The 25,875-nt window shown below is 70.4% G+C and carries 21 protein-coding genes; 15 read left to right on the plus strand and 6 right to left on the minus strand.

The window, feature by feature from the left end:
* The coding region (locus M4960_RS17590; RefSeq protein ID WP_248704959.1) for a hypothetical protein at window positions 1-603 on the minus strand (603 nt) is incomplete at its 3' end.
* A 259-nt stretch (window positions 604-862) separates the two neighbouring features.
* On the opposite strand from M4960_RS17590, the gene dnaK reads away from it, so the two are divergent.
* From dnaK to M4960_RS17610, 4 genes are all read left to right on the plus strand, one after another.
* Window positions 863-2,728 (plus strand): molecular chaperone DnaK, encoded by a 1,866-nt coding sequence (dnaK, locus tag M4960_RS17595; protein ID WP_123293529.1) that lies wholly within the window; start codon window positions 863-865, stop codon window positions 2,726-2,728.
* A gap of 2 nt (window positions 2,729-2,730) precedes the next feature.
* A complete protein-coding gene (locus M4960_RS17600) occupies window positions 2,731-3,390 on the plus strand; it encodes a nucleotide exchange factor GrpE (RefSeq protein WP_123672067.1) in 660 nt (219 codons plus the stop codon).
* A 23-nt stretch (window positions 3,391-3,413) separates the two neighbouring features.
* Window positions 3,414-4,424 (plus strand): DnaJ C-terminal domain-containing protein, encoded by a 1,011-nt coding sequence (locus tag M4960_RS17605; RefSeq protein WP_134195408.1) that lies wholly within the window; start codon window positions 3,414-3,416, stop codon window positions 4,422-4,424.
* 125 nt (window positions 4,425-4,549) lie between these two features.
* Entirely contained in the window at window positions 4,550-4,960 is a 411-nt protein-coding gene (locus M4960_RS17610; protein ID WP_123293837.1) for a heat shock protein transcriptional repressor HspR, read from the plus strand.
* 62 nt (window positions 4,961-5,022) lie between these two features.
* On the opposite strand, the gene M4960_RS17615 is transcribed toward M4960_RS17610, so the two are convergent.
* A complete protein-coding gene (locus tag M4960_RS17615) occupies window positions 5,023-6,924 on the minus strand; it encodes a hypothetical protein (protein WP_248704960.1) in 1,902 nt (633 codons plus the stop codon).
* Between the two features lie 251 nt (window positions 6,925-7,175).
* On the opposite strand from M4960_RS17615, the gene M4960_RS17620 reads away from it, so the two are divergent.
* Window positions 7,176-8,531 (plus strand): right-handed parallel beta-helix repeat-containing protein, encoded by a 1,356-nt coding sequence (locus M4960_RS17620; RefSeq protein WP_248704961.1) that lies wholly within the window; start codon window positions 7,176-7,178, stop codon window positions 8,529-8,531.
* 152 nt (window positions 8,532-8,683) lie between these two features.
* Here the strand turns inward: M4960_RS17620 and M4960_RS17625 are convergent, their stop codons facing one another.
* Window positions 8,684-10,714 (minus strand): hypothetical protein, encoded by a 2,031-nt coding sequence (locus M4960_RS17625; protein ID WP_248704962.1) that lies wholly within the window; start codon window positions 10,712-10,714, stop codon window positions 8,684-8,686.
* Window positions 10,715-10,821: 107 nt separating this feature from the next.
* On the opposite strand from M4960_RS17625, the gene M4960_RS19850 reads away from it, so the two are divergent.
* On the plus strand, window positions 10,822-11,970 hold the full coding sequence (locus M4960_RS19850; protein WP_248704963.1) for a class I SAM-dependent methyltransferase: 1,149 nt from the start codon (window positions 10,822-10,824) through the stop codon (window positions 11,968-11,970).
* Here M4960_RS19850 and M4960_RS19520 read toward each other — a convergent pair.
* On the minus strand, window positions 11,939-12,064 hold the full coding sequence (locus M4960_RS19520) for a hypothetical protein (protein WP_260097730.1): 126 nt from the start codon (window positions 12,062-12,064) through the stop codon (window positions 11,939-11,941). The genes M4960_RS19850 and M4960_RS19520 overlap by 32 nt on opposite strands.
* A 14-nt stretch (window positions 12,065-12,078) precedes the next feature.
* Here M4960_RS19520 and M4960_RS17635 point away from each other — a divergent pair, with 14 nt between their 5' ends.
* Window positions 12,079-14,481, plus strand: coding sequence for a M60 family metallopeptidase (locus tag M4960_RS17635; protein WP_123293536.1), 2,403 nt, complete (start codon window positions 12,079-12,081; stop codon window positions 14,479-14,481).
* A 141-nt stretch (window positions 14,482-14,622) separates the two neighbouring features.
* Here M4960_RS17635 and M4960_RS17640 read toward each other — a convergent pair whose 3' ends face one another.
* Together M4960_RS17640 and M4960_RS17645 are read right to left on the minus strand one after the other, a co-directional pair.
* Window positions 14,623-15,453, minus strand: coding sequence for an aldo/keto reductase (locus tag M4960_RS17640; RefSeq protein WP_123293537.1), 831 nt, complete (start codon window positions 15,451-15,453; stop codon window positions 14,623-14,625).
* A gap of 73 nt (window positions 15,454-15,526) precedes the next feature.
* The gene (locus tag M4960_RS17645; protein ID WP_123293838.1) at window positions 15,527-15,946 is read right to left on the minus strand and encodes a pilus assembly protein CpaE; all 420 of its coding nucleotides are present in this window, start codon (window positions 15,944-15,946) and stop codon (window positions 15,527-15,529) included.
* A 256-nt stretch (window positions 15,947-16,202) separates the two neighbouring features.
* Between M4960_RS17645 and M4960_RS17650 the strand changes: the two genes are divergently transcribed.
* The 8 genes from M4960_RS17650 (at window position 16,203) to M4960_RS17685 (ending at window position 25,872) form a co-directional block, all read left to right on the plus strand.
* Window positions 16,203-18,947 carry a glycoside hydrolase family 2 protein gene (locus M4960_RS17650; RefSeq protein WP_248704964.1) on the plus strand — a complete coding sequence of 915 codons (2,745 nt, stop codon included), beginning with the start codon at window positions 16,203-16,205 and terminating at the stop codon, window positions 18,945-18,947.
* A gap of 172 nt (window positions 18,948-19,119) precedes the next feature.
* Window positions 19,120-19,407 (plus strand): twin-arginine translocase TatA/TatE family subunit, encoded by a 288-nt coding sequence (tatA, locus tag M4960_RS17655; protein WP_123293839.1) that lies wholly within the window; start codon window positions 19,120-19,122, stop codon window positions 19,405-19,407.
* A 115-nt stretch (window positions 19,408-19,522) separates the two neighbouring features.
* Window positions 19,523-20,923: an MFS transporter gene (locus M4960_RS17660; RefSeq protein ID WP_248704965.1), complete on the plus strand. Its 1,401-nt coding sequence runs from the start codon at window positions 19,523-19,525 to the stop codon at window positions 20,921-20,923.
* Between the two features lie 53 nt (window positions 20,924-20,976).
* Window positions 20,977-23,145 carry an ATP-dependent Clp protease ATP-binding subunit gene (locus tag M4960_RS17665; protein ID WP_131921346.1) on the plus strand — a complete coding sequence of 723 codons (2,169 nt, stop codon included), beginning with the start codon at window positions 20,977-20,979 and terminating at the stop codon, window positions 23,143-23,145.
* A gap of 154 nt (window positions 23,146-23,299) precedes the next feature.
* Window positions 23,300-23,860 (plus strand): DUF2231 domain-containing protein, encoded by a 561-nt coding sequence (locus M4960_RS17670; protein WP_173169832.1) that lies wholly within the window; start codon window positions 23,300-23,302, stop codon window positions 23,858-23,860.
* 59 nt (window positions 23,861-23,919) lie between these two features.
* Entirely contained in the window at window positions 23,920-24,057 is a 138-nt protein-coding gene (locus tag M4960_RS17675) for a hypothetical protein (protein ID WP_173169830.1), read from the plus strand.
* A 7-nt stretch (window positions 24,058-24,064) separates the two neighbouring features.
* Complete coding sequence (locus M4960_RS17680) at window positions 24,065-24,718, plus strand: response regulator transcription factor (RefSeq protein ID WP_123293542.1); 654 nt, start codon at window positions 24,065-24,067, stop codon at window positions 24,716-24,718.
* Window positions 24,715-25,872, plus strand: a complete 1,158-nt coding sequence (locus M4960_RS17685; RefSeq protein ID WP_248704966.1) for a HAMP domain-containing sensor histidine kinase — start codon at window positions 24,715-24,717, stop codon at window positions 25,870-25,872. Before M4960_RS17680 ends, M4960_RS17685 begins: the two co-directional genes overlap by 4 nt.
* Window positions 25,873-25,875 lie beyond the last annotated feature (3 nt).

Raw genomic sequence — 25,875 nt, forward strand, 5'->3', positions numbered from 1 at the left:
GCCGGTGACCGTGAGGCTCCACGCGCCGGTCGAAGCGTTCGCGGTGGTCTCCTGGCTCCCGATCGACACCTTCGCGCCCTTGGTGGCGGTACCGGACACGACCGCGCTCTTGGCGATGTTGTCAACGGAGTCGACCTTCGCCGTCAACGCGACGTTGGTCAGCGGCCGGGTGACCTGGATGGATCGGCTCGCGGAGAACACGGGATCTCCCATGGGTGTGTTCCCACCCGTGAAGAAGTAGACGGTTTTCGTCTCCCCGGCCGCCCAGCCCCAGTAGTTGTATCGAGACCCGTTGCTGCCGATCCAGCTCCCGGTGTGGTGGGGATTTGAGCTCAAGCTCACGACGAGATCGCATTGATATACGTCGCCTTGGCAATTAGGAGTGCCGTAGACCGTGAAACCACCGGCATCAAGGTTTCGCGCGCCGTAGTTGGTGGGTGGCGTAACCGTGAAGGCGTCGATCTGGTTGCCCGGTGACGACGTTCCGGGCACGGCGGAAGCGGCGGCGGGACCGAAGGACAGCCCGCTCACGATGGTGGCGACAGCGAGACCCGCTGCGCCGAAGGACTTCAGGGCGGTGGTCGCCCTCTTCTTGCTTGACATGTGCATCTTTCAGGACGGGCCGCTCACGCGGCGCTCGGGAGGATGTCCATGCAGCGGCTCGTGCCGCACATGATGTGCCAATACTAGCATGTGAAATATTCACAGAACGATCCGGCCTGCTGATAAGCGCGACCTGGGAGTTGAGTGGGATCGACGCAACTTCGGCCTCCCGGAGTTGACGCCAACCGAGTCCTGAGTAGAGTTGAGTCCATCGGACGCAAGTCCAACGACTTACCTCGAGCAAGAAGGAGCACCACACATGGGACGTGCAGTAGGCATCGACCTCGGAACCACCAACTCGGTCGTCAGCGTTCTCGAGGGTGGCGAGCCCACCGTCATCGCGAACGCCGAGGGCCTCCGCACCACGCCGTCGATCGTCGCCTTCACCAAGGACGGCGAGGTCCTGGTCGGCGAGACCGCCAAGCGCCAGGCCGTGACGAACGTCGACCGCACCATCGCGTCGGTCAAGCGTCACGTCGGCACCGACTGGACCACCGAGATCGACGGCAAGAAGTACACGCCGCAAGAGATCTCGGCCCGCACCCTCGGCAAGCTCAAGCGCGACGCCGAGCAGTACCTCGGTGAAGACGTCACCGACGCGGTCATCACCGTGCCGGCGTACTTCAACGACGCCGAGCGCCAGGCCACGAAGGACGCCGGTGAGATCGCCGGCCTCAACGTCCTGCGCATCATCAACGAGCCGACCGCTGCTGCACTGGCGTACGGCCTCGACAAGGGCAAGGAAGACGAGCTCATCCTGGTCTTCGACCTCGGTGGCGGCACGTTCGACGTCTCCCTGCTCGAGGTGGGCAAGGACGACGACTTCTCGACGATCCAGGTCCGTGCGACCTCCGGTGACAACCGCCTCGGTGGCGACGACTGGGACCAGCGCATCGTCGACTACCTGATCAAGAAGTTCAAGGACGAGCACGGCGTCGACCTGTCCACGGACAAGATCGCCAAGCAGCGCCTGAAGGAAGCGGCTGAGCAGGCCAAGAAGGAGCTGTCGTCGCAGATGTCGGCGAACATCCAGCTGCCGTACCTGACGCTCACGGCCGAGGGCCCGCTCAACCTCGACGAGACCATCTCGCGCGCACAGTTCGAGCAGATGACCTCCGACCTGCTCGACCGCACCAAGAAGCCGTTCAACGACGTGATCAAGGAAGCCGGTGTCTCGGTCAACGACATCGCGCACGTGGTACTCGTCGGTGGCTCGACCCGCATGCCCGCCGTGGCCGAGGTCGTCAAGCAGCTCACCGGTGGCAAGTCCCCGAACCAGGGCGTCAACCCGGACGAGGTCGTCGCCGTCGGCGCGGCACTGCAGGCGGGTGTTCTGAAGGGCGAGCGCAAGGACGTCCTGCTCATCGACGTCACGCCGCTGTCGCTCGGCATCGAGACCAAGGGTGGCCTGATGACGAAGCTCATCGACCGCAACACCGCGATCCCGACCAAGCGGAGCGAGACCTTCACGACCGCTGACGACAACCAGCCGTCGGTCGCGATCCAGGTCTTCCAGGGCGAGCGCGAGTTCACCCGCGACAACAAGCCGCTCGGCACGTTCGAGCTCACCGGCATCGCGCCGGCTCCCCGTGGCGTCCCGCAGGTCGAGGTCACCTTCGACATCGACGCCAACGGCATCGTGCACGTGTCCGCCAAGGACAAGGGCACCGGCAAGGAGCAGTCGATGGTCATCTCCGGCGGCTCGTCGCTGCCGAAGGAGGACATCGAGCGCATGGTCCGCGAAGCCGAGGAGCACGCGGCCGAGGACAAGGCCCGTCGGGAGGCAAACGAGCGTCGCAACCAGGCCGAGCAGCTCGTCTACTCGATCGAGAAGCTCATCAAGGAGAACGACGACAAGCTCCCCGAGGACGTCAAGTCCGAGGTGCAGGCCGACGTCGACGCGCTCAAGTCCGCGCTCGCGGGCGAGGACGAGGACGCCGTGAAGACGGCCTTCGACAAGCTCAACGAGTCGCAGGGCAAGCTCGGCCAGGCCATCTACAGCCAGCAGGACGCAGCAGCCGGTGCAGCCGGTGGCGAGCAGCCCGCGGGTGAGCAGCCGGCGGACGACGAGGACATCGTCGACGCCGAGGTCGTGGACGACGAGGACGACAAGGACAAGAAGTAACGATGACGGATCCCAAGGACAACGTGCCGAACGAGGAAGACCCTCAGGTCGAGGGCGACGCCACGAACGCGGCCGAGCCCGAGGACCTCATCGAGGCGGAGGGGCCCGACGTCGAAGTACCGACGGACGGCCCCGCCGCCGGTGGCCCGGCAACGGACGCGGCGAACGACCTCTCCCCGGAGGACCAGGCCCTGCTCGACGACGCCGCCCGCGGTATCCAGGAGGACAAGCTGTCCGACACGGACCGTGACCTCGTCGCCGAGATGCGGGCGGACATGCTCCGCGCGCAGGCCGAGCTGGTGAACTTCCGGAAGCGCGTCGAGCGCGACCGTGAGGCGAACCGCGAGGTCGCCATCGCCGAAGTGGTGCGGGCTCTGCTGCCGGCGCTCGACGACCTCACCCGGGCCGAGGCCCACGGTGACCTCGCCGAGGGCCCGATGCAGGTGATCGGCCAGAAGATCCGCGGGGGCTTCGACAAGTTCAAGCTCGTGCAGATCGGCGAGAAGGGTGAAGCCTTCGACCCGAACATCCACGAGGCGATCGTCCAGCTCCCGACCCCGGGTGCCACCGGCCAGACCGTGGCGGACGTCGTCGAGCCGGGCTACAAGCTCGGTGAGCGCGTCCTGCGTGCGGCCAAGGTCGCGGTGGCGGTCCCGGCCTGAGCCGGAACGGAAGGTAGGTACCAGTGGCCAGTCAGGACTGGTTCGACAAGGACTTCTACAAGGTCCTCGGAGTGTCGAAGGACGCGTCGGAGGCCGAGCTGAAGAAGACCTACCGGAAGCTCGCGCGGCAGTTCCACCCGGACTCCAACCCGGGTGACGCCGCGGCGGAGAACCGCTTCAAGGAGATCAGCGAGGCCTACTCGGTGCTCTCCGACAAGGAGCAGCGCCAGGAGTACGACCAGGTCCGCGCCATGGGCTCCGGCGCCCGCTTCACGGCGGGCGGCGGGGGCCAGGGCGGCGGCTTCGAGGACGTCTTCGGCGGGATGTTCGGGCAGCAGCAGGGCGGGGGCGGACAGCGCGTCCGCTTCGGCCAGGGCGGCCCGGGCGGTGCGGGCGGCTTCGAGGACATCCTCGGCGGGATGTTCGGCGGCGGTGGTGGCTTCGGCCAGACCTCCGGCGGCTACCGCGGCTTCGGTGGACCGACGAAGGGTCGCGACGTCACGGCGTCGACCACGCTCGACTTCACCACGGCGATCGCCGGCGACACCGTCAAGCTGTCGCAGGGCAACGGTCGACCGGTGAACGTCCGCATCCCCGCGGGGGTCGCGGACGGCCAGAAGATCCGGCTCCGCGGTCGGGGCGAACCCTCGCCCGACGGCGGCGAGGCCGGTGACCTGGTGGTCGCCGTCTCGGTCCGCAAGCACCCGGTCTTCGAGCGCGATGGTCTGAACCTGCGGGTGGACGTCCCCGTGACGTTCGTCGAGGCAGCCCTCGGCGCGACGATCGAGGTCCCGACGCTCGGCGGTTCGCCCGTCAAGCTGAAGGTCGCTCCCGGCACGCCGTCGGGTCGCGTCCTGCGCGTCAAGGGCCGTGGCGTCGCGACGAAGAACGGCACGGGCGACCTGCTCGCGACCGTCCAGGTCGCGGTGCCGTCGCACCTGTCGGACAAGCAGCGTGAGGCCGTCGAGGCACTCGCCGAGGCGCTTCCCGACGAGAACCCGCGCGAGGACCTCCTCGCCAAGGCGCGTGACTAGCGTCACGCAACCACAGCAGTAAACCGGCCTGGAGGCGGGGTGCGGCTTCCTGACGGACGCTCGCCGGGCCTCCAGGCTGGTTTTCACCACCACGCGAACGACGGAAGGAACACGCCATGACCGACATGGACGAGAACTCGCCCGTCTTCGCGATCGCGGTCGCCGCGGAGCTGTCCGAGATGCACCCGCAGACGCTGCGGCAGTACGACCGGCTCGGCCTGGTCGTGCCCGGCCGGACCCGCGGCGGTTCCCGCCGCTACTCGATGCGCGACGTCGCGCAGCTGCGCGAGATCGCGCGCCTCGGCTCCGAGGGGGTGTCGCTGGAGGGGATCCGGCGCGTGCTCGACCTGGAGAACGAGAACAAGGACCTGCGCGACCGGGTGCGCGAGCTCGAGACCGCGTTGGCCGACCAGCTCATCAACCGGCCGGGCGCGCGCGTGTTCGCGGCGACGACGACGGGTGCCGCGGTGTCGCTGCGGGCCGGTGCGCGGCCGCAGCGGAACACGCAGATCGTGTTGTACCGCGGGCCGCGCTGACCCTCGGCGTGCGACGATGCCCCGGACCGATCGGTCCGGGGCATCGTCGTGTCAGCGGGACGTCACCGGGTGTTCGCGTGGACGGTGAACAGCGACGTCGTGAACTCCGATCCGGAGACCGACACCGCGAACTTGAAGTCGAACTTCGTCGCGCCGCGCGAGACGGCCCGTTCGAAGCTCCAGGTGCCCTCGTCGCTGACCGTCACCGGGTCCGCCACGATCTGGTTGCCCGAGGCGTTGAGCACGAGGAGCGTCGCCCCGGCGGGACCGGTGCCCTCGAAGGTGTTCACCTCGCCCGGGTCGACGGCCCGGGTGCTGGTCTCGATGGGCGCGAAGCCCTGGTTGGCGGCGATGCTGAACAGCTCGGACGGCTCCGGCCCCTGGTCGCCCTTGGTCTGCTCGATGATGAACTCGAAGCTCGTCGCACCGTTGGTCACGACCCGGTCGAACGACCAGTTGCCCGCGTCGTCGACCTGGTGCTCGCCGGCGACGATCTGCGTGCCCGAGGCGTTCAGGACGCGGAAGGTCGCGCCGGGTTCACCGGTTCCGGAGATGTGGTTCGACACCCCGGGGGTGACGGTCTGCGGACCCGAGAGTCGGACCGCGGTCAGACGGCCGGTCTCGCCGGGGTTGATCGTGACCTCGGCGGTGGTGGTGTTGGCGCCCTTCGAACCCTGGACGACCCGCAGGACGTGCTCAGCGCGGTCGAGGTCCTCCGTGTCGACGAACCAGCGGCCGGTGGGCAGGACGCCCTCGGCGCTGCGACCGACGACACGCTCGCCGTCCGCGGTCACCTCGACCACGTGGATGGCCGACCCTGCTTCGCCACTGCCGGACATCGCGACCGAGCCGCCGCTGTGTGCGTCGCCGTCCCCCGGGGTGGTGAGGCTGACCGCGGTGCCGTAGTCGACCTCGCGCGTCACCTCGTGCTCGGTGTCGCGGGCCCCGTCGATGAACTGCGCAGCCGTGACCGCGATCACACCGCCGGCGTCAGGTGCCGGGATGGTGGTCTCCCAGTCGCCGCTGCGGCCGGCCGTGACCGACTCGCCCAGCTGCTTCCCCGCGGCGTCGTACAGCCGGACCTCGGCACCGGCCTGCGCCGTGCCGCTCGCCGTCACCGGAGCCGTCAGGTCGCCGGGGGTGAACGCCGCCTCGAACGTCAGCGGCGCGGTGGTCAGCGTCACCTCGAGTTCGGTCGACCCGGTCCGCTCCGTGCCCTCGTACTGCTCGAGTGCGATGGTGCTCGTGCCGAGCGGGAGGTTCGTGACGCGTGCCGTCCACTGCCCGTGCTCGTCGACCGCCTGCGGGTTCCGGCCGTCGATGAGGACGGTCGCGTCCGGCGTCCCCGTGCCGGAGATCTGGGCGCTCCGCGTCGAGACGTCGGTCGAGTCGACGCGGGCGCTGAAGTTCGGCGTGAAGTCCTCGGTGTTCGGCAGCCGGTCGGCGACGTTCTGGGACTGCAGGCGCATGACGCGGTCGGTGTTGAACAGGCCGAGGAAGCCACGGTTGTAGGTCGACTGCAGACCGGTGCCGATCGGGTTGTTCGAGCCGGTGTTCGCCGCGGTGCGGAACCGCTGCTTCGCCTCGCCGTCGACGCAGGTCTCGAGCGTGACCGGCGAGTAGCTCGTGATCGAGGCCGTCGCCGCCGTGAGGCACAGGTCCGGATCGGAGAGCGGCCGGACGGTGGTGACCGCCCCGGGGGCGGGGATGCTCCACCGGACGGCGGCAGCCCGCGCCGCGGCGAGGGTGTTCGCCCGGTTCGCCGGGATCTCCGCGCCGGCCGGTGCCGCCGACGGTGCACTGAACGTCGGGATCGACGCGTCACCGGCGAAGGCCGAGGTCTCGGTCACGAGGGGGCCGACCAGGGTTCGGCCCGACTCGTCCGCTGCCGCCGCGTTCGCCGGGGAGAGCCCGGCGGTCGCAGCGATCGTCAGGGCGGTCAGGCCGGTGGCGGTGAGTGCCACGCTCCTGCGGGGGTGTCTCTTCATCGATGTGTCTCTCTCGTCTCTGAGGGCGGACGGGCAGGCCCGTCGGTGTCCGGAGGGTCCGGATGGCACGCAACATATCAGGCGTGAAAACCCATCGCCTATCCGACAACGCGAGATACAGAATGTGCCTCGTATGCTGGAATACCAACGAGTGGACAGTGTGCGGGGAGCGCCGTAGGGTCGCGCCTGCAGGGGTGAGTGACCGCCCCGCCGAGGGAGTGAACGTGGTGGATGACCAGAGGGGCCCGGCCGGACGGCTCCGTCGCCGGACACTGTTCGCGGCGGCGGCCGGTGGCGTCGGACTGACCGCGGTGGTCGCACTGCGGCGTCCGGCTGCGACCGAGGCAGCTGACGACGTCGGCACCGATGCCCTGCAGGCTTCGGTCGATGCCGTGCCCTCCGGAGGGGACTTCGTCGTGGACCGCGCCTGGAGACGCTCGCGGAGCCTCGTGCTCCGGCGGCCGCTCCGGATGCGGTTCACCGGTACCGGTGCGATCACGATGGTGACGGACGCGACCGCGATCGTGATCGAGGCGTCCGACGTCGAGATCGTCGACGCCGTGGTCACGGGGACCGGTGCCGACACCGGCGGCGCCGGACACGGCATCGCGGTCGTGGGGAATCGAGGGGCGCCCTTGCGCGGCATCACGGTGCGTCGCGGCCGCTTCCACGACATCCCGCACGACGGCGTGCACCTCGAGTACTGCGACCGGTTCCGGGTCACCGGCACGACCATGGAACGGTTGGGCTACGCCGGCATCGTCGGTGTCGGAGTCGTGGACGGCCTGATCGACGGCAACGCAGTTCGGGACGTCCGACAACCCGGCGACCGGGTGAACTCCTACGGCATCACCCTCACGCGTGATGCGCGGTGGGACCCGGCGCACGCTCGGCGATCGGCGCGGGTCCGCGTGACGGGCAACCGCATCACCGACGTCCCCGAGTGGGAGGGCATCGACACCCACGCGGGTGAGGACATCCAGATCCGTGGCAACGTCGTGTCGGGGTGCCGGGTCGGCATCGCCGCCGTGCCGTCGAAGGACCCGCACGACCGCGAACAGACGAGCGTCGCTCCGATCGGCATCGTGATCACGGGCAACACCGTGACCAGGTCGTCCGACCTCGCACCGGGTTCCGCGATCGTCGTGAGCGGGGCGGGGACGACCGTCGGCTCCACCCGGCCGCGCGCGACGGGGACCGTGTCGGACAACGTCCTGACGGGTGGCGGTGGTGCTCCGGGCGAGGGTGGCATCCTCCTGAAGCTGACCCGAGGCATGACCATCGACGGGAACCGGATCGAGGCGAGCGTCGACAACGGCGTCTGTCTCGCCCACTCGAACGCGGCCGTCACGATCCGTGGGAACCGGGTGGTCGGTGTCGGTGGGGCCGGGGTCGGGGTGAACGTGCCTGCCGGCGCGAACGACGGAGCGATCACGGGGAACCACTTCGACTCCGCGCGGCGTGCGCTCGTCGTCGCGGTCCGCTTCGGGAGCGCTGACAACCACTTCGCCGTCCGGGGCAACACCTGGGGGACGGCACGGGTCCGGATCGCGAGTGGCGGGGCGAGGGTGACGACGGGCTGACGCCGAGGTGCGGGGTCAGGGCGCCGACGTACGGGGCCCGGAGCCGCAGCACCCCCGAGGCTGCTGGGCCTCGGGGGTGCTGTCGTCGTGGTGCTGTCGTCGTGGTGCGTGGTGCGTGGTGCGTGGTGCGTGGTGCGTGGTGCGTGGTGTGCTCAGCTCGCGGCGAGGGAGAAGGTGCCGGACTTCTTCGCGGTGCCGTTGACGGTCTGCTCGATCACGATGTCGAGCTTGGTGGCGCCCTTGGACACGACGCGGTCGAAGGACCAGGTGCCGTCGTCGGCGACCGGGTGCGTACCCGGGACGATCTGCGTGCCGCTGGGGTTCAGGACACGGAACGTGGCGCCGGGGGTGGCGGTGCCCGTGATGTGGTTCGAGATGCCGGGGACCACGGTCTTCGTCGTCACCGTGACCTCGCGCTCGGTGGCGGCGGCGAGGGAGAAGGTGCCGGACTTCGTCGCGGTGCCGTTGACGGTCTGTTCGATCACGATGTCGAGCTTGGTGGCGCCCTTGGACACGACGCGGTCGAAGGACCAGGTGCCGTCGTCGGCGACCCGGTGCGTACCCGGGACGATCTGCGTGCCGCTGGGGTTCAGGACACGGAACGTGGCACCGGGGGTGGCGGTGCCCGTGATGTGGTTCGAGATGCCGGGGACGACGGTCTTCGTCGTCACCGTGACCGGAACGGTCTCCTGCACCTCGGCGGTGAACGCGATGTCCCGCATGGCGGAGGTGCGGCCGTCGGCGGTCGTCTGCGTGAAGGCGAGGGTGTAGCCGTCGTGGGCGGAGAGGTCGGCAGTGGCCCGCCAGGTGGCGATGCCCGACCGGGCAGCCTTCGCCGTGGTGGTGAACAGCGGCTTGCCGTCCTGGTCGGTCGCTGTGATCGTCGCGCCCGCCTCGGCCGTGCCCGAGAACGCACGCTGACCGGGCACGTAGGTGTTCGTGTCCTGGACGCCGTCGACCTCGAGCAGGCGCGGGAGGGCCACGCGCTCGGAGACGCCGCTGTACTGCTGGCCGTTGAACGCGAGCGTGACCAGGTCGAGCTGCTTGCCGGTGGACTCCTTGCCGATGGTGAAGGACCACCCGCCGTCGTCGCCCGGGTAGCCCGCGACGACGCGGTCGCCGTCGAGCACCCAGATGCCGTTCGTCTTCTGACGCTCGCCGATCACCTGGACCCGGCCGTCCGGGTGCACGTGCACGTCGCGGACGACCGGCGGCGGGGTGGTGCGGTCTTCGCCGAGCGGGCCGAGGTCGACCGCGGTCGTCGCGGACGGCACAGCGCCGGACTTCGCGACGAGCAGCACGGTCTCGCCGACGCGGTCCGCGGGGACCAGGATGCTGAAGCTCCCGTTGGCCGGTGTGGTCGACGCGATCGGAGTGCCGTCCTCGGTCTGCACCTCGACCGCCGTCGCGCGTGTGTGGATGGAGCCGCGGAGCAGGTACTCACCGCTCAGCCGACGGTCGAGGGCGCGCAGGACCGGGGCGGGTGCAGCGGACGACTCGAAGGCGACGTGGTCGATCGACGTCGTGCGACCATCCGTCGTCGTCTGGCGGAAGGTGATGTCGTAGGTGGCGTCCGGCGCGAGAGCAGTGCTCGCCGTCCACGAACCGAGCGCTCCGCGTGCCGGACCGGCCGAGGTGGTGAACAGCACGGCACCCGAGGCGTCGGTCGCGGTGATCGTCGCGCCGGCCGTCGCCGAGCCGGTGAAACGGTTGGTTCCCGGTGTGAACCGGTTCGTCTCGCGGAGACCGTCGACCTGCAGCGTGCGCGGCATCGCGATGCGCTCGGTCCTGGACGATCGGCCGTCGGGAGCGCGGTGGACGCGCACCAGGTCGAGCTGTGCGTCCTTGTGGCGGTCCTGCGCGAACAGTTGGAACAGGCCGCCGTCGCCGATCGATCGGTCGACGATCTCGTCGCCGACGAGCAGGTAGACGTCGTCGCCGCCCGCGGTGCCCATCACCGACGACGACCCGACCGTCGTGTTCGTGATCGAGAGGACGCGCGGTGCGGCGAGTGCGGCGTCGACCGGGATGTCGTCGACGGGCGAGGCGGTGACCGCGGACGAAGTCGAGGGCGTCGTGGCCGGGGCGGCCGTGGCGGCGAGGGGAACGGCGAGACCGGCGCCGAGGGTGGCGACGAGGACCGTGCAGGTGAGCGCCGTCGCGCGGAAGGGGGAGGGTGCCATGAGGACTCCTGATGTGGGGGAGTTGTCAGGATATCCATATGTTGTATATCAACCTGCAGGTATGTCGAGCGACAGGAAAACGGATGTCGGGTCGGTACGCTGACGCGGTGCCAGACTTCGCCGACCTCTTCCGCCGCCGCGACGACTCCGCCCCGGATCTCATCGCGATCGACGGCACCGACCGGTTCCTCATCGACGAGGCGCCGAACGTGCACGGCGATGCACTGCGACAGCCCGGTGAGGTCGCCGTCGTCGACGATCGGCTCGGGGTCCTGACGCTCGGACTCATCACCCAGTACGGCGCTTCGGACATCCGGGTCGTGCAGGACTCGCTCGTGGGGGAGCGGGCCCTCGAAGCGAACGCCGGCACGTTCGGGCTGCGCGGCTTCCACCACCCCGACTCGCTCGAGGATGCCTTCCGCGACGTCCGGCTCGTCGTGCTGCGGTTGTCGAAGTCGCACGACCGGCTCGACGAGATCGCCCGAGCAGTTGCTCGGTTCGCCGCTCCCGACGTCGTGCTGCTGTGCGGCGGCAACGTGAAGTACATGCACGTGTCGCAGAACGACGTGCTGCGCCGCTCGTTCGGCGAGGTCACGGCGTCGCGGGGACGGGGGAAGTCACGGCTGCTCATCGCGCAGGATCCGCTGCGCGCCCAGGCGAACCGCGCGGCCGCGACCAACCCGTGGCCTCGCTCGGTGCACGTCGACGACCTCGGGATGACCCTCGTCGCACACGGTGGGGTGTTCGCCGGCGCCTCGCTCGACCAGGGCACCCGGGTGCTGCTCGAAGCGATGGACGGTGCCGTGCCGACCGCGCGGACCGTCGTCGACCTCGGCTCCGGCAACGGCGTCATCGCAGCGGCGATCGCGCTGCGTCGACCGAACGTCCAGGTCGTCGCGACCGACGTGTCCCGGATCGCGGTGGCCTCGACGCGGGCCACGGCTGAGGCGAACGGCGTCGCGGACCGGGTGACGGCACTGCGAACCGACGCCGGCGACGAGCTCGCAGCCGGGTCCGCCCAGCTGGTGCTCTGCAACCCGCCGTTCCACGCGGACACCACGGTGACCACCGACGCGGCCGAAGCGATGTTCCGGAACGCGGCCACGATCCTCCAGTCCGGCGGTGAACTGTGGTGTGTCTGGAACTCGCACCTGCGGTACCGGTCGGTGCTGGAACGTGTCGTCGGGCCGACCCGGCAGATCACGCGCACCGACCGGTTCACGGTCACCGCGTCGCGTCGGAGCGATCGAGCGTGACGTCGATGCCGACGACCTCGACCTTGCCGCCCCGCGTGGAGCGCCCGGCCCAGGACTGGTAAGCCGCCGTTCGGGAGTCGTCGGTCGGAGACATGTAAAATACCGAATATGTCCCGACTCAAGATCGCGCTCGCGGTCACCGCCGTCTCCCTGCTCGGCATCACGTACGCCGTGAACGCGCCCACTGCATCCGCTGTGGGCGATCCGCACGAGACCTCGATCCGGCACTCGGACGACGGCTCCTCGACGCGCGTCCTGGTGCACGGGATCGGCACGGCGGCCGCAGCCGCCGAGCTCGAGGGCAGGAAGTACACCCACAGCGACCTGCAGCCGGCCGCGCGGTTCGTCGCGCGCGGTCAGGACATCAGGGTGGACGTGCCCGCGGGTGCCCCGGCGATGGAGGTCGCCATCGGGCTGATGGGTCCGTACGCCGCGCACAACGACGGTCGCGAGGTCGGGTACCACCGCACGGCGCTCTCGGCGGGGACGAACGTCGTCACCGCACCCCACGACGGCATGGTCTCGCTGGTCAGCACCGCTGCTGCTGGGCACGTGACGGCCACGCTCACCGGCGGCACCGCCGTCCCCGTCTTCGTCCGCGGCGAATCCACGAACGCGTCGTTCGCGGAGCAGATGCGTCGGTTCGGCGACGCGCCGTTCGTCGAGGTCGTCGCGGAGCGGATGTTCGGCGACTTCCAGAAGCCGAAGACCGGGGCCGCGATCGCAGCCGATGACCTCGAGGCGCGGACGGCGAACTGGGATCGGGTCGTGGAGCTGACGAACGCCACGTACGGATTGGTCGACGGAGCGGTCGGCTCGTCCCGGAAGCACCCGCACCGGATCCACATCGTCTCGCCCGACACGGGCGCAGGCTTCGCCAACGCGACGAGCACCCGCATCATGTTCCAGGTCGACACCGGCGCCGCCAGGGAGCTGTTCGCCGAGGCACCTGCTGCGCAGTGGGCCCTGTGGCACGAGATCGGCCACACCTACGAAGCGCCGATCAACCTGTTCCCGGGGACGTCGGAGACCGTCACCAACCTGTCCTCCCTCGCCGTCCAGGACGGTCTGGGCTTCGGGAGCCGGTGGGACGAGAGCGTCCGGGACTTCGAGGCGTACTTCGCGTCGGACGATCGCGACTGGCTCACCGCGCACGATCGGATCCGACTGCTCGCATGGGAGCAGCTCCGACGAGCGTTCGGCGACGGCTACATGCCTCGTTTCTTCCAGGCGCTGCGGGTCGAGGCGGCGTTGACGAACCTCAACGTCCTCACCACCGAGGACAAGCACGCGCTCTTCGTCCGGACGGCATCGCGCATCGCGGACCGGAACCTGGAGCCGTTCTACGACGCCCTCGGGTTCCCCATGTCGGACGCCACCCGGTCGACCATCGCGGTGTACCCCGATCTCGACCAGCGCATCTGGGACAACGTCGACTCCCGGGAACGGGTCATCGAGCACGAGATCCCGGCCTACGACCCACCCGTCGGGGTGGTGAGCGACTCCGTACCGGACGTGCCGCTCGGTCGCTGGAACCTGCCGGCACCCGCGGTCGGCGGGCTCGGGACCGTCAGCGGGCGGGGCACGGCGACCGCTGCGGGGGCCATCGGCATCGCGGACACGGTCGGAGCCGGAGCCGCGCAGCTGGCCGTGGTGCTCCGGAGCTCGAGCGGCAGCGAGGACGCGATCGTCGTCCGGGCGGACTCCGTCGGCGGGAACGCGGTCCTCGCACGGGGGCAGGGGAACCGGGTGGTCGGGTCCCTGGCCGTCGACGGTGCGGAGGAGCGGTTGCGCTGGCGGGCGGTCACCTCGTACAAGTCGCACACGTCGTGGGCGGAGCGGGACTACCTGACGATCGCGCACCTGGACACGGACGGCTCCGAGATCGCCGCTGCTTCGGTCCGAGGCGATCAGACCGGTGCGGTGCTCAACGACGTCTTCGGGGACCGCCCCTACCGAGACGGGCAGTTCCTGCTCGTCGCGCACCAGGAACCGGCGTTGCTCGCGGCGTACCATGACAGCGCATCAGTCCAGGACGGCGGCGTCCCGCAGGCCTTCCGGCTCGTGGACGGCCGACTCGAGCCGATCGACCGCGAGGACGTCCCGGGTTGGCAGCCCATCCGGCCGGCCGAGTCGCCGGCGACGGATCTGAACCGAGGTGCGGACACTGCGGTACCGACGACGCTCTCGGTCCACGCCCGGATCACCCGCATCTCGGGAACCGTGACCGTGACGGCGCCCGAGGGGACGACGTTCGCCGCTGGCCAGACGACACTCCCCGGCTCCTACCGGGCTCCCGGCGGCACGTGGACGTCCAGCGCGAACCTGGTGCTGCGTGGCGGCGTGCGGAGTGCCGACGGCACGACGATGACGTACGGACTGGCGACGGGTTCCGGGTTCCGGCAGGAGCCGGGTGCTCTGTTGCGGTGGTCGCCGGTGATCAGCACACCGGCAGACGCCCGGCCCGGCGACTCGGCGCTCGGCATCCTCGCGACCGGCAACGCCGAGTGACGCGGCACGCAGGCTGAGCGCCGCCGCGCACACGCCACACGCAGGCTGAGCGCCGCCGCGCACACGCCGCGCACACGCCGCGCCACCGACGGACGAAGGGCGGCCGCGCACCGCGCGACCGCCCTTCGTGGGAACTGCTGACTACTCCGGGACGTAGTCGAACGTGTCGGGGTCCGGACCCGTTCGGTGGCCCTTGTCGAGGGTCGTGATGTCCGTCATGTCCTCGTCGGAGAGCTCGAAGTCGAAGATCGCGAAGTTCTCCTCGACGCGGGCACGCGTGACCGACTTCGGGAACACGATGTCGCCGCGCTGGATGTGCCAGCGGAGGACGACCTGCGCCGGGCTCTTGCCCGTGGCGCCGGCGATGCGGGTGATGGTCTCGTCGTCGAGCACGAGGCCCTGGGCGATCGGGGACCACGCCTCGGTCGCGATGCCGAGCTCGCTGTTCACGGCGCGGAGCTCGTCCTGGGCCAGGTACGGGTGCACCTCGATCTGGTTCACGGCCGGCGGGACGTCCGTCTCGGCACGCAGGCGGCGCAGGTGGTGCGCCTGGAAGTTGCTGACGCCGATCGAGCGGGAGGTGCCGGCGGCGTAGAGCTCCTCGAGCGCCTTCCACGTCGGCACGAAGTCCGAGACGGTGGGCAGCGGCCAGTGGATGAGGAACAGGTCGGTGTAGCCGCCGAGCAGGTCGGCCGACTTCTTGCCGTTCTCGGCAGCTGCCGAAGGGTCGTGGAAGCCGTTGTTGAGCTTCGAGGTGACGAAGATCTCGTCACGCGGGATGCCGGACGACGCGATGGCCTCGCCGACCTCCTTCTCGTTGCCGTACATCTCGGCGGTGTCGATGTGGCGGTAGCCGACCTCGAGCGCCGTGAGCGTCGCTTCCTTGGTCGACGAAGGGTCGATCTGGAAGACGCCGAAGCCGAGCTGCGGGATGGTCTTGCCGTCGTTCAGGGTGATGTTCGGAACGGTCATGGTGCCATGCAACCAAACGACCCCCAGCAGCCATTCCGGCAACGTCCAGGATCGGGCACCCCGGGCGCGCCCCTCAGGACAGCGCAGCGGCGATGTACGCCTGCAGCGCCTGGCCGTAGGCGATCGCGGGGACCTCGGACGCGAAGCTGCGGTCAGCACCGCCGATCGTCGCGGTGACCGTGTAGACGATCCGGCCGTTCACCGACACCCGGGTCAACCCGATGAACGACGGCCCGAGGAGCTCACGCAACTGGTCCTCACGCGGCAGCCACAGCGACTCCGACGCGGTCACGGAGTCGAGCGCCCACTCGGTCGTCCCGTTGAAGCCCAGGATCGTGCCGGTGGGGGAGTCGTGTCGTTCGACGGTCATCTCGGACACGGTGTAGACGTCCTCGTCCACCTCGGGCTTGTCGATGACGAACCGGTCGCCCGTCTCGGGGTGCCAGCGCAGGCCGGCGTCGCGGAGGGTCCTGGCGAGTGCAACGGTGATCACCTCCCCACCCTGCACGCGCGAGACCGCGCTGTCACCACGAAGTCGCGCTGTCACCACGTAGGTTGCCGAAAGCATCCCGTACTAGCATCGCCGAGCACCCCCACGCGCGAGCGCCACCCGATCGCGCGCGCGACGTGACGACGCCCGGGCAACCGGTGCCGCGCCTCCAGGCCGACCAACCGGCCACGGGGCGGGCCGCCGGCCGGCGTCCCGACCGAGGCGACGGACACCCCGTCCGCCGAAGAGAAGGACCCGCATGACCCTCGAACGCGAGGAACTCCGCGACGGCTGGACCGTGACCATGGCCGGAGGAACCGGCGCGCCGGACGGCGTCGCGGGACGCAGCATCCCGGCGACGGTGCCGGGGCAGGTGCACACCGACCTGGAGCGCGAGGGCCTGCTGCCGGACCCGACCTTCCACCTGAACGAGCAGGCGGCGAAGTGGGTCGGCCGGGCCGACTGGGCCTACCGCACCGCGGTCGACGTCGACCCGCGGGGCCACGAACGTGTCGACCTGGTCTGCGACGGCCTGGACACGGTGTCCGAACTGAGCCTGGACGGCGTCGTCGTGGGCACGACCCGGAACATGCACCGGCGCTACCGCTTCGACGCGCGCGTGCAGACCGGGTCCGGCGCGACGACGAAGGACCTCGAGATCCTGTTCGAGTCGCCGTACCGCGAGGCCGGCCGGGTCGCCGCGAAGGCCGGCAGCATGCCGGGCCCGTACGACGAGCCGTTCCCGTACATCCGCAAGAACGCCTCGAACTTCGGCTGGGACTGGGGGCTCACCGCCGTCACGAGCGGTCCCTGGCGACCGGTCGCGATCGAGCGGTGGTCGACCGCGCGGCTGCGCGAGGTCCGCCCGCTCGTCGACGTCGAGGCCGGCGAGGGCGTGCTCGACGCCCACATCACCGTCGAGCGCTCCGGCCTGAACGACCTGGACCAGGACGGCGAGGACGACGACCTGGTGCTCGTCGTGACCGTGAGTGGTCTCAAGGAGGACGGCACGCCGACGCGGCAGCGGTCGCGGGCGCAGCTGACGCCGAAGGACGACGAGACCGTCGTCACGGTGCGCGTGCCCGAGGCGCTGCGCTGGTGGCCCCGCGGCTACGGTGCGCAGGCGCAGTACGACGTGGTCGTGGAGCTGCAGACGGTCGACGGCGAGGTGCTCGACCGCGACACGTTCCGCACCGGCTTCCGGTCGACGCGGATCGACACGCAGGTCGACGACATGGGTCGTCCCTTCGGCATCCACGTCAACGGGACGCTGATCGACGTGCGCGGGGTGAACTGGATCCCCGACGACGTGATCATCTCCCGCGTCGACCGCGCGCGCCTGCAGTCCCGTCTGACCGCGGCGGCGTCGCTCGGCACGAACCTCGTGCGCGTGTGGGGCGGCGGCGTGTACGAGTCACGCGACTTCTACGAGGTCTGCGACGAACTCGGCCTGCTCGTCTGGCAGGACTTCCCGTTCGCGTGCTCGGCGTACCCCGAGGTCGAACCGATCCGCAGCGAGGTCATCGCCGAGGCGCGGGACAACGTCGCCCGCCTCGCCCGGCACCCGTCGCTCGTGCTGTGGAACGGCAACAACGAGAACATCTGGCTGCACGACGTGGACGGCTGGGCGGACTCGCTCGGTGACCGCGGCTGGGGCCTCGACTACTACCTCGACCTGCTGCCGACGATCGTCGACGCGGTCGACCCGTCGCGCTTCTACACCGTGGCCTCGCCGTGGTCGGGCGCCGAGTCGCTGCCCGCGAACGACGTCGACCACGAGACGCACCACTCGTGGGACGCCTGGAACCGCCTGCCCGACACCGCCTACCGCGGATCCGTGCCGCGGTTCGTGTCCGAGTTCGGCTGGCAGGCGCCGCCCGCCTGGCGGACGCTGCGGGACGGGGTCGCGGACGAGGTGCTGTCGCAGGACGCACCCGGGGTCGTGCACCACCAGAAGGCTGCCGACGGGATGGGCAAGCTGGCCCGCGGCATCGAGCCCCGGTTCGGCACGGGGCCCTTCTCGTTCGATGCGTGGCACTACCTGACGCAGCTGCAGCAGGCTCGGGCCATCGCGACGGGCGTCGAGCACTGGCGCACCCACTGGCCGCGCAACACGGGCGTGGTGATGTGGCAGCTCAACGACCTGTGGCCGGTGTCGTCGTGGTCGGCGATCGACTCGGCGGGGCGGCTGAAGCCGCTCGCGCACGAGCTGCGTCGGTTGTACGACGACGTCCTGCTGACGATCCGTCCCGTGTCGCGGGTGGCGGTCGCGCCGTCCGCCGTCTCCGGGCCGGCTGCGTCGCCGGCGTCGTCGCCCGTCTCACCGGTCTCCGGAGCGGTCGCGCCCGCCTCGCCGGTCGCGTCCGGTGCGGATCGGACGGGAGGCCCGGATCACCCCGGCCGCTCGGCCTCCGCCGGCGAGACGGCTGATCTGGGCGACGTGGCGGACACCCTGTCCCTCGGCGTCTCGCCCGGTGCGTTCGGGTCCTCGCCCGTCGAGGTCGCCGTCCGGTCCACGCGCGGCGGCCACGACAGCGTGGTGCGCGTGCGACGGGTCACCACGGCCGGCACGATCCTGGCCGAGGCGTCGTTGCCCGTCCGGTTGTCGTCCGCCGGGGTCGCCGTCGTCGCCCTGCCCGAGTCCGTCGGCGTGGTCGACGACCCCGCGCGGGAGCTCATCGTGGCGGACATGGACTGGCGTCGGGCGGTCTGGACACCGGGCCCCGACGTCGACGTGCGGTGGGAACCCGCGCGGTACCGCACTGCGTTCACGCCCGTCGACGGCGGGCTCGACCTGACCGTCGAGGCCGAGACGGTCGTCCGCGACCTGCTCGTGCAGCCCGACCGGGTGACCGCGTCCGGGGTGGTGGACCGCGGGTTCATGACCCTGCTGCCCGGGGAGCGGGTGACCTTCCGGCTCACCGGTGTGACCGAGGCCGACATCCCGGCGCTCCGTGCCGAACCCGTCCTGTGGAGCCTGGACCGGGCGCTGTCGACCGGCTAGCGGCGATCAGCGCGCTCGAGCGGGTGCGCTTCCCTGTGCGAACGGTGTCCGTTCCGGTCCCCGGCCTGGGCATCGGGGAGCGGGAGAGTTACGATGGGGGGAACACGGACTTCCGCCGCGTGGGTCGAAGAAGACCTGCGGACGGCGACCAGTTCCAGATCAAGGAGTCATGATGCTCGGAAACCTCGGCGGCGTACACCTGCTGATCATCCTCGGGATCGTCATCCTGCTGTTCGGCGCGACGAAGCTCCCGGCGCTCGCCAAGGGCCTCGGGCAGTCGATCAACATCTTCAAGAAGGAGATGACCGACGACGAGAAGAAGGCTCAGGCAGGCGACACCACGGTGCAGAACACCGCGGCCCCGACCAGCACCGTGCCGAACGCTCCCGCCGAGCCCGCTGCCGGTCCGATCCTGAACCCCGGCCCGAGCGCGCAGCCGAACACCGACTCCCGGCGCTAGAACACCAGCTCAGGACACCCAGCCCCGTCCTGTCGGCAGCCCCCGCGACCACTCCGGTCGCGGGGGCTTCGTCGTGCGGGGCGCGCAGCGGTCCGAGGGGGCGCAGGATGAGCACATGACCACTGCTGCACCCCGCGCGACCGCGCCGCTCCGGGACGACCGGCGCACCGTGCTCGTGGTGGCGATCCTGTCGTCGTTCGTCGTCGGGCTCGACTCGAGCGTGGTCAACGTGGCGCTCCCCGCGATCCGGCAGGAGCTCGGCGGCGGACTCGTCGTGCAGCAGTGGACCGTCGACGCGTACCTGGTGACGCTCGGCTCGCTCATCCTCGTCGCCGGATCACTGTCGGACGTGTTCGGTCGGGTCCGGATCATCACGTGGGGGCTCGTCGTGTTCGGGATCGCCTCGGTCGCGTGTGCGATCGCCCCGACGGGGGAGTTCCTGATCGTCTCGCGGGCGTTCCAGGGTGTCGGCGGCGCCCTGGTGACCCCGAGCGCGCTCGCCCTCATCGTGGCGGCGTTCCGCGGGGCCGCGCAGTCGAAGGCGATCGGCACGTGGACCGCCTGGTCGAGCGCGTCGACGATCCTCGGACCCGTGGTCGGCGGGATGGTGGTCGACAGCATCGGCTGGCGGTGGATCTTCGTGCTGACCGCCGTCCCGATCGCCGTGACGATCCCGCTCGTGCTGCGGATCACCGGTGACGTACACCCCGCGATCCGACCGCGCATCGACGTGGTCGGCGCCGTGCTGGCGGTCGTCGGGGTCGGTGGGGCGGTGCTCGGGCTCATCGAGCAGGAGCGGCTCGGGTGGGGTGCCCCGGTGGTGGTCACCGCGCTCGTGCTCGGTGCCCTGGCGCTCGGGGCGTTCGTGCCGTGGGAGCTCCACGTGACCCGGACGACCGGTTCGCCGCTGGTGCCGCTCGCGTTGTTCCGGGCCCGCAACTTCGCGGTGGGCAACCTCGCCACCCTGTCGATCTACGGCGCCCTGAGCATGGTCTTCTTCGTGGTCACCCTGTTCCTGCAGGAGGTCTGGGGGTTCCCCGCCTGGCTCGCCGGCCTGGCGACGCTGCCCCCGACGGTGGTCCTGCTGCTGGTGTCCTCGGCCGTGGGTGGGTTGGCGGGACGGTTCGGGCCGCGCTGGTTCATGGCCGCGGGCCCGGCGGTGGCAGCGGTCGGTGCGCTCCTGATGCTGCTGGTCGGTGCGCAGCCGGACGGCTACTGGGTCGCGGTGTTCCCCGGGCTCGTGCTCATCGGGTTCGGGATCGCGCTCATGGTGACACCGCTGACCAGTGCCGTGCTCGGATCCGTTCCGCAGTCCGAGGCGGGCGTCGGGTCGGCCGTGAACAACGCGATCGCGCGGATCGCCGGCCTGGTGATGGTCGCGCTCGCGGGCGTGGTCCTCGGCGGCGAGATGAGCGTCGCCGGCCTGCACCGGGCGGTCGTCGTGATGGCGGTCCTCCTGCTGGCCGGCGCGGTCGTCAGCGCCGTCGGGATCCGGAATCTCCCGGCGCCGACGTAAGTTGAGTGCAGTAGACTCAAGTACAACACCACCGCAACGAAAGGACGGAACGCATGGCGAACCTCCAGGGTGCTCCTGACTCGCAAGAGCGACAGAAGACCGCCCTCGAGCAGTACGGCGTCGACCTGACGGCGATCGCTCGCAGCGGCAAGCTCGACCCGGTCATCGGACGCGACTCCGAGATCCGACGCGTCAGCCAGGTGCTCACCCGCCGCACCAAGAACAACCCCGTGCTCATCGGCGAGCCCGGCGTCGGCAAGACCGCCGTCGTCGAGGGGCTCGCACAGCGCATCGTCGCCGGGGACGTCGCCGACTCACTGAAGGACAAGCGGCTCGTCTCGCTCGACATCTCCTCGCTCATCGCGGGCGCGAAGTACCGCGGCGAGTTCGAGGAGCGCCTCAAGGCCGTGCTCAAGGAGATCAACGACTCCGACGGCCAGGTCATCACGTTCATCGACGAGCTGCACACGCTGATGGGTGCCGGCGGCGGCGAAGGGTCCGTCGCGGCCTCGAACATGCTCAAGCCGATGCTCGCGCGCGGCGAACTGCGGCTCATCGGGGCGACGACGCTCGACGAGTACCGCGAGTACATCGAGAAGGACGCCGCCCTCGAGCGCCGCTTCCAGCAGGTCTACGTGGGGGAGCCCAGCGTCGAGGACGCCGTGGCGATCCTCCGCGGGCTCAAGGAGCGCTACGAAGCGCACCACAAGGTCACGATCAACGACTCCGCGCTCGTCGCCGCGGCCAGCCTGTCGAACCGGTACATCTCCGGTCGGCAGCTGCCTGACAAGGCGATCGACCTGATCGACGAGGCCGCCAGCCGGCTCCGCATGGAGATCGACTCCAGCCCGGTCGAGATCGACGAACTGAAGCGGAACGTCGACCGGCTGCGTGTCGAGGAGTTCGCGCTCAAGCAGGAGAAGGACGACGCCTCGAAGGCCCGGCTCGAGACCCTGCGGAACGAGCTGCGCACGCGCGAGGAACGACTGGGCGAGCTCGAGCAGCGCTGGCAGGCCGAGCGGGCGAGCCTGAACCGCATCGGTGAGCTGAAGCAGCAGCTCGACGACCTGAACATGCGCAGCCAGCGTGCCCAGCGCGAAGCCGACTACGCGACGGTGTCGCGCCTGGAGTACGCCGAGAAGCCCCGGATCGCAGCGGAGCTCGCGGCTGCTGAGCAGGCCGAGTCCGCCGACCGCATGGTGAACGACAGCGTTACCGACGAGGACATCGCCGCCGTCATCGCGCAGTGGACGGGCATCCCGCTCGGCCGGTTGCTGCAGGGCGAGACCGAGAAGCTCCTGCACCTGGAGAACGAGCTCGGCCGCCGGATCATCGGACAGCGCACCGCCGTGAACACCGTGTCCGAGGCCGTCCGCCGCACCCGCGCCGGCATCTCCGACCCGGACCGTCCGACCGGATCGTTCCTGTTCCTCGGACCGACCGGCGTCGGCAAGACCGAGCTGGCCAAGGCGCTCGCGGAGTTCCTGTTCGACGACGAGAAGGCCCTCGTCCGCATCGACATGAGCGAGTACGGCGAGAAGCACTCGGTCTCGCGGCTGATCGGCGCCCCGCCCGGGTACGTCGGCTACGAGTCCGGCGGGCAGCTCACCGAGGCCGTCCGGCGTCGCCCGTACTCCGTCATCCTGCTCGACGAGATCGAGAAGGCGCACCCCGAGGTGTTCGACGTGCTGCTCCAGGTGCTCGACGACGGCCGGCTGACGGACGGGCAGGGTCGCACGGTCGACTTCCGGAACACGATCCTCGTGCTGACGTCGAACCTCGGCTCGCAGTTCATGACCGACCTGACGCTGACGGACGAGCAGCGCGAGGACGCCGTGCGCGAGCTCGTGCAGCAGGCGTTCCGGCCGGAGTTCATCAACCGGCTCGACGACATCGTGGTGTTCCAGGCCCTGACGGCCGACGACCTCGGCCAGATCGTGTCGCTCTACGTCGACCGGCTCGCCCGTCGCCTGACCGACCGCCGACTCGAGCTCGCGGTCACGCCCGAGGCGCGCGGCTGGCTCGCCGAACGCGGGTACGACCCGCTCTACGGTGCGCGGCCGCTCCGCCGCCTCATGCAGCGGCAGATCGACGACAAGCTGGCGCGGGCGATCCTGTCCGGTGACGTCCGCGACGGCGACACCGTCCGGGTGGACGTCGCCGAGGACGGCGACGGCCTGACCGTCGAGCCGTTCCAGTTGGCGGAGGTCGTCGAGGAGTAGGCGACAGCCGCGCGGAACCAGGTTCCGGACACGACACCGCGGAACGGCGTGGTGCTGTGTCCGGAACCTGGTTCCGGGGTGGGTGGGGTGACCGACGGGAGGCCCGGGCCGGTTCCTGGGACCCGGCACGGGCCTCCCGGGTTGGCTGCAGGGCATGCCTGAGATCCGCGCGATCCGTCGCCTCACCGACACCGTCGAGCACGCGAGCGTGCTCGACAAGGCCGTCGACATCGACCGTTCGGTCGTGAACGCCCTCGCCCGGCCGAAGGCCCTGCGGCAGTTGCTGCACGGTGTGCCGTTCGGGCACCCGCTGCACCCACTCATGGTGCAGGTGCCGCTCGGGGCCTGGATCTCGGCCGCCGTGCTCGACGTGTTCGGCGGGAAGGGCAACGCGAGGGCCGCGAAGACCCTCGTCGGCGTCGGCCTGGTGTCGTCTGGTAGTGCGAGCCTCGCCGGGTACGTGGACTGGTCCGAACTCGACCGCGAACAGCTGCGCACGGGGTGGGTGCACCAAGCCGTCAACTGGGTCGGCATCTCGCTGTACGGCTTGTCGTGGTGGCAGCGCAAGAACGGCAACCACGGCGCCGGCAAGCTGCTCGGGTTCGCCGCGCTCGGTGTCGTGGGGGTGGGCGGGTACCTCGGCGGACACCTGGCCTACCGGCAGCGCGCCGGTGTGAGCGACCACGGCGAGGTGCCGTTCGACGCGTCGCACTGACGGTCACGGCTGGCACGCGCGTTACGGCGACGAAACAGACGACGTCACAGGCTGGGGGCATGGAGCACCTCACCACCGACAGCCTGCCGCTCACCGCCGTTCCCGGCGCCCCGACGGGCGGGTTCCGGGTCCGCATCGACGAGCAGACCGGGGTCGTCCACCTCGACCCAGCGGATGCCGAGGTATATCGCATGTAATGTCCGGATGCGTGTACTCGTGGTGGATGACGAAGCAGCCCTCGCCGACCTCGTCGCGAAGGGCCTGTCGCGGCAGGACATGGCCGTCGACGTCGCCTACCGCGGCGACCACGCCGACGAACTGCTGGCGGTGAACGACTACGACGTCGTGGTGCTCGACCGTGACGTCCCGGGGGTGCACGGCGACGAGGTCGCACGTCGGCTGGCGTCGCGCGGCAGCCTGACCCGCATCCTCATGCTCACCGCGGCGACGACCCTGACGGACCGCGTGCACGGCCTCGAGCTCGGCGCCGACGACTACCTGGCCAAGCCGTTCGAGTACCCCGAGCTCGTCGCCCGCGTCCGGGCGCTCGGCCGCCGCAGCGTCGCCCCGGTCGCGCCCGTGCTCGAACGCGCCGGGATCGTCCTCGACACGAACCGCCGGATGGCCACCCGTGACGGCCGACCGCTCGACCTGACCTCGAAGGAACTCGGGGTGCTCGAAGCGCTCCTGCGAGCCGACGGTCGCATCGTCTCCGCCGAGGAACTGCTCGAGAAGGTCTGGGACATGAACATCGACCCGTTCACCGCTGCCGTACGGGTGACGATGTCGAAGCTCCGCAAGAAGCTCGGCCGCCCCGATCCGATCCGCACGGTCCCGGGCGAGGGCTACGCGCTGTGAGACGGCTCCGGCGGACCTGGAGCATCCGGGCGCGCACCGCCCTGGTGTTCGCGCTCGCGTCGATGGCACTGACCGCTGCGGTGCTCGTGTTCGTCAACGTGACGTCGATCAGCTCCATCTCGACACGGATGCCGGGGTCGGACACCGCGACCGGACCGGCGCTGCCGGCGCCGGTGTCCCCGCAGAGCCCGAGCGAGCCGGATCCGTCGTCCACCGCGCAGGCGCAGAGCACGATGCTCGTCGCCGTCGTGGCGACGCAGCAGTGGCAGTGGTCGGCGGTGGGCATCGCGGGCGCCGGTGTGCTCGCCGGCGGTGTCGGGTGGTTCGTCAGCCGGCGCATGCTCCGGCCGATCGACCGGATCACCGCGACGACGCAGCGGATCTCGGCCTCGAACCTGCACGAACGCATCGGGTTGGGCGGCCCCGACGACGAACTCCGACGCCTGTCCCGGACCGTCGACGACCTGCTCGGCCGCCTGGAGACCGCGTTCGAGAGCCAGCGACGCTTCGTGGCCCACGCCTCGCACGAACTCCGGACCCCGCTGGCCGTCCAACGTGCCGCGATGCAGATCGGGCTGCCCGACGACGCCGGCCCCGACGACGTCCGCCGTACCCGCGACGAGCTGCTCGAGCAGAACCGCCGGACCGAGCGATTGGTGGGGTCGTTGCTCCTGCTCGCCGAGGCCGACCGTGGCCTGGCGGGCGCGACCGAGCCCGTCGACCTGGACGGCACGGTCGACGACGTGGTGAGCGGGGTGGCGGACGCCGTCCACGAGGCGGGCGTGACCCTCACCCGTGCACGCCGCCACGGGCCTCCCGTCGGGGTGCGCGGCGAGCCGACGCTCGTCCGCCAGCTCCTCGTCAACCTGGTCGGGAACGCCGTCGAGTACAACGTGCCCGGTGGGTTCGTGCGCGTGACCACCGACGTGGGCGGGTTCACCGTCGAGAACTCCGGGCCGGTGGTCCCCGACAGCGTCGCGCCGGGTCTGGTCGAGCCGTTCCGACGGTGCCCGGACAGCGCCGCCGCGTACCGGCACAGCGGCCTCGGGCTGTCGATCGTCGCAGCCGTCGCGCAGGCGCACGGATGGCGGCTCTCGATCGCGGCGCGCGACGGCGGTGGGCTGCGGGTACGGGTCGACGTTTCGCCGACGTAACCG

The organism is Curtobacterium sp. MWU13-2055, from assembly GCF_023242305.1.
Lineage (GTDB): Bacteria > Actinomycetota > Actinomycetes > Actinomycetales > Microbacteriaceae > Curtobacterium.